This window comes from Collinsella sp. AM24-1, from assembly GCF_003470325.1.
Classification (GTDB): Bacteria; Actinomycetota; Coriobacteriia; order Coriobacteriales; family Coriobacteriaceae; genus Collinsella.
Window position 1 is genome coordinate 1 of sequence record NZ_QRHM01000042.1, and the last position, 4,514, is coordinate 4,514.

Sequence of the window (4,514 nt, forward strand, 5' to 3'; positions counted from 1 at the left end):
TGCAGACCTTTCGTCATGGCCTCCTACCTTTCTTTCGGGCCTTTCGGCCGAATCTCTCAGCACCCTTCCGTAACGGGTGCTGCTTACTGACAGCTCTAGTTATATCCAAATTCCAACCGCAATTCCACCTCGCCCCCGAACGGTCAACAAAGTTCGATGAACGGTATATCGAATATGATTCCCCCATAATGCACTTCGGCGTTCTAAAGTAGCTTTTCTAAGGTAAACGCTCTTTTTTCTCAAAAATCATTCGCAATTACAACTCCAATCTTTCGATTAAGAATTGCATATCTACAACGGTTTTATGTATATAAATGACGCTTGTTTACGTTTCTGCCTGTATTCGATGATATTCAGCTATCTATCATTCTTATTCACACATACTCAGCAGTTGAGTGAGGATCTAGACCGTTTTTCGCAACGCGACGGGCGTCAGCTCTATGGCTTGACAGCGTAAGAAGTAGGTTAAGATACCGTTCGCACAATACGTCCGTGCCACAAGTCGACTAAATTGAGACAATAGTGAATAGTGTTAGGCAACCGTCCCCTGCGGGGACTGAACGGACAGATGCATATGCCGAGCAAAATCGAAAAAAAGCAAGCCGCTGCAAAGCTGCGTAAGCCGCCGCGCGACTTCTCGTACACGCAGAACCGAGAGCTCAGCTGGCTGCGCTTTGACAACCGTGTGCTTGACGAAGCCTTCGACGAGACCGTTCCGCTGTTCGAGCGGCTAAAGTTCGTGTCGATTTTCGAGTCTAACCTCGATGAGTTTCTCATGGTGCGCGTGGGCGGCCTGTCCGATCTGGCAGAGCTCAAAAAACAGCCTGTCGACAACAAGAGCAATATGACCGCCTCCGAACAGGTCGATGCTGTCATGGCCGAAATGCCCGGGCTCCTTACCCGATGGGAGTCCATCTTTAAGAGCATCGAGGGCAAGCTCGACACCCTGGGCGTTCACCGCGCCCGCATCGATTCGCTTACGCCCGAGGAGCGCACCTTTGTAACCCGTTACTTCCAGGCCTACGTGTCGCCGGTCATCTCACCGCTGGTGATCGACCCGCGCCACCCCTTCCCCAACCTGCGCAACGGCGCACTCTACCTGGCCTGCGGCCTGGACGGCGTCACCGACGAGGAGAGTCTGCTGGGCCTTATCGAGATTCCCACCTCGATGAACCGCGTGGTCGAGATCCCCTCGCCCACCGGCACCTACTCCTACATCTTGCTCGAGGACGTCATCCTCGCCTGCCTGGACAGCTGCTTTGGCTCCTATAAGCCGCTCGACCGCGCGCTCATCCGCGTCACCCGCAACGCCGACATCGACCCGGACGGCGAGGGCGTCGAGGAGGAAGAGGATTACCGTCAGCACATGAAGCGCATCCTCAAGAAACGCTTGCGCCTGCAGCCGGTGGTGCTCGCGGTCTCGGGGTCGCTCGAAAAAGCAACGCTCAAGACTATCCGCAAGGCGCTCGAGCTCTCGCGTCGCTCGGTCTTTACCTGCGATATCCCGCTCGACCTGGGCTACGTCTTTGGCATTGAGAGTAAGATTCCCGAGCACCTGCGCAACGAGCTGCTCTTTACGCCGTTTAAGCCGCAGCCCAACTCCACCATCGATATGACCCGCTCCATCCGCGAGCAGGTACTTCAGCACGACAAGCTGCTCTTTTATCCCTATGAGGCCATGAACCCCTTCCTGGATCTGGTGCACGAGGCCGCCTACGACCCCGAGTGCATCTCACTGCGCATCACGCTCTACCGCGTGGCCAAGCAGAGCCGCCTGTGCGAGTCACTGATCGATGCCGCCGAGAACGGCAAAGAGGTCACGGTGCTCATGGAGCTCCGCGCGCGCTTTGACGAGCAGAACAACATCGAGTGGGCCGAGCGCCTGGAAGAGGCCGGCTGCACCGTCATCTACGGCTCCGAGGGCTTTAAGTGCCACTCCAAGATCTGCCAGCTCACCTATCGCGAGGGCATGGCGCTAACGCGCCTGACGCTGCTGGGCACCGGCAACTTTAACGAGAAGACGGCCAAACTCTACAGCGACTTTATGCTCATGACCGCTCACCCCGGCATCGGCGAGGACGCCAACCTGTTCTTCCGCAACCTGTCGCTGGGCAACCTGCGCGGCGATTACCGCTTCCTGGGTGTGGCGCCCGTCGGACTGAAACCGCTCATCATGCGCGGGCTCGCCGGCGAGATCCAGCGCGCCCTCGCCGGCGAGCCCGCCCGCGTGTTCTTTAAACTCAACTCGCTCACCGACCGCGAGGTCATCGACAAGATCGCCGAGGCATCGTGCGCAGGAGTCCGCGTGGACATGATCATCCGCGGCATCTCGTGCCTCAAGCCGGGCGTTCCTGGCAAGACCGAGAACGTGCATGTCCGTTCTATCGTCGGACGCTTTTTGGAGCATGCGCGCGTTTACGCCTTTGGCGTGGACTCGGACATGATCTATCTGAGCTCGGCCGACATGATGACGCGCAACACCGAGCACCGCGTGGAGATCGCCTTCCCCGCGCTCGACCCCACCTGCCGCGCCCTGGTGCACGAGTACATGAGCATGCAGCTGCGCGACAACGTGAAGGCCCGCAGCCTCACGAGCGACGGCACCTGGGTCCCCGTGGAGCGCGCAGAGGGTGAGAAACCCTTCAACTCGCAGGAAGCCCTGCTGGAGCGTGCCTATCGCAACGCCGAGGCCGCGCCCGAGCCCGTCATTGAGGCAAAGCCCGCCCCTGCTCCTAAGCCGCAGCCGGCCACACCCGAGGTTCAGAAGGTCCAGGCGACCGTCATTGAGCCCGAGCCCGCACCTGCACCTCAGCCCGAGCCGCAGGCAGCTAAGCCCGCACCCGAGACGAGCACCCGTCGCGATAAGCCCGCCGGCAAGACCAAGGCCATTGAGCGCCATCGCCCCGGTCGTGTGCGCATGGGCCTAGGCCTGATCGGCCTGGGTCTTAAGACGCTCATTACCGGCAAGACGAAATAGTCGTTTGTAGAAGCAGTTTGTAGAAGCGCCCCGCATTTGAGGAAAGCCTCGGATGCGGGGCGCTTTTCCCTGCTACCATGGTGCGAGCAACAACACGAATGACAGGCAGGGATATGAAGCTCACTATAGAATCGATGACCTACGGCGCCGACGGGCTGGCGCACGCCGACAACGGCAAGGCCGTCTTTGTGCAGGGCGCCGTGGCAGGCGACACCGTCGAGGCCGAGGTCGTACAGGACGGCAAGTCGTTCATGCGCGCCCGCACGACCGAGATTCTGGAGCCGAGCCCCGATCGCATTCAGCCCCCCTGCCCCTTCGTTGGCATCTGCGGCGGTTGTTCGTGGGGCAATCTCTCACGCACGGCACAGCTCGCCGCCAAGGAGCAAAACCTGCGCTCCACGCTCGAGCGCATCGGCAAGTTCGCTCCTGAGCAGGTCGATGAGTTGGTACAGCCCATCTGCCACACCAAGGACGACTGGGGCTACCGCAATAAAATCGAGCTCGAATCGACCGTCGTCAACGGTCGCGTGCGCCTTGGCATGCACGGTGTCGACCCCAGCAAAATCGTGACCGTCGATGCGTGCCCGCTGTTCGATAAGCGCTTCCCGAAGGCGCTCAAATCGGTCGTCGGCGCACTCAACTATCTAAGCGGCAGCCATGACTTGGGACTCGAACGCGTGGGCATTCGTGCATCGCGCCGTACCAAGGCACTCGAGGTCGCACTCTGGACGCCTACAGGCTCTTTTCCGCGCTCGCAGGTCTCCCGCGTGCTGGCGGACGCCGCTCATCCCACGAGCATCGTGCGCGTGATGAGCAAGGGCGAAAAGAAAGCCCGCCGTGTCTCCAAAGTCGAGATGCTCGCCGGCGAGGGCTCGTGGACCGAGAATATCGCCGAAGGCCAGATGCGCTTATCTGCCCCGTCGTTTTTCCAGGTCAATACCAAGGGCGCCGAGATTTTGATTGAGCTCGTCATGGACGCCCTCGACCCGCAGGAAGACGAGCTAGCCGTGGACCTGTACTGCGGTGCTGGCACCTTTACCCTACCGCTCGCCCGCCGCTGCGATTACGCCGCCGCCGTCGAGGCCTACGGCCCGGCCGTGCGCGACCTGCGTCGCAACCTGGAGATCAACAAGCTCGATAACGTCGATGTCATCGGCGGCGATGCCGTGCGCGAGTTCCCCGACCAGGACGCCGATGTCCTGGTAGTCGATCCGCCACGCGCAGGATTGGCGCCCGAAGCCATCGACCTCATCGCGAGCACGAGCGCCCGCGATGTCGCCTATGTGAGTTGTGATCCGGCCACCCTGGCACGCGACCTCAAGCGCTTTGTCGAGGAAGGCACCTTCTCCCCCGTGAAGATCACGCCGGTCGACCTATTCCCGCAAACCTTCCACTGCGAAACCGTCGTCCACCTCAAGCGTAACTAGACCGTTTGCCCAAGACCACGCCCGATGATTTTTCTGGGACGGGGATAAAAAATTGTTCTGAATGATTATTTAAGGCTCTGTTAGACCAGGATTGACATACATGTGTCCCC

The 4,514-nt window shown here is 59.9% G+C and carries 2 protein-coding genes; both read left to right on the forward strand.

Going from position 1 to position 4,514, the window contains the following annotated elements; translation table 11 throughout:
• The first annotated feature begins 574 nt into the window (after positions 1 to 574).
• On the forward strand, positions 575 to 2,977 hold the full coding sequence (ppk1, locus tag DW661_RS09850; protein WP_233547498.1) for a polyphosphate kinase 1: 2,403 nt from the start codon (positions 575 to 577) through the stop codon (positions 2,975 to 2,977).
• A 98-nt stretch (positions 2,978 to 3,075) separates the two neighbouring features.
• Positions 3,076 to 4,404 (forward strand): 23S rRNA (uracil(1939)-C(5))-methyltransferase RlmD, encoded by a 1,329-nt coding sequence (gene rlmD, locus DW661_RS09855; RefSeq protein WP_118935470.1) that lies wholly within the window; start codon positions 3,076 to 3,078, stop codon positions 4,402 to 4,404.
• Positions 4,405 to 4,514: the final 110 nt, after the last annotated feature.

Bases quoted from the DNA above. Each gene is read 5' to 3' on its own strand.
- ppk1 (WP_233547498.1), top strand. From the start codon at position 575: ATGCCGAGCAAAATCGAAAAAAAGCAAGCCGCTGCAAAGCTGCGTAAG.
- rlmD (WP_118935470.1), top strand. From the start codon at position 3,076: ATGACAGGCAGGGATATGAAGCTCACTATAGAATCGATGACCTACGGC.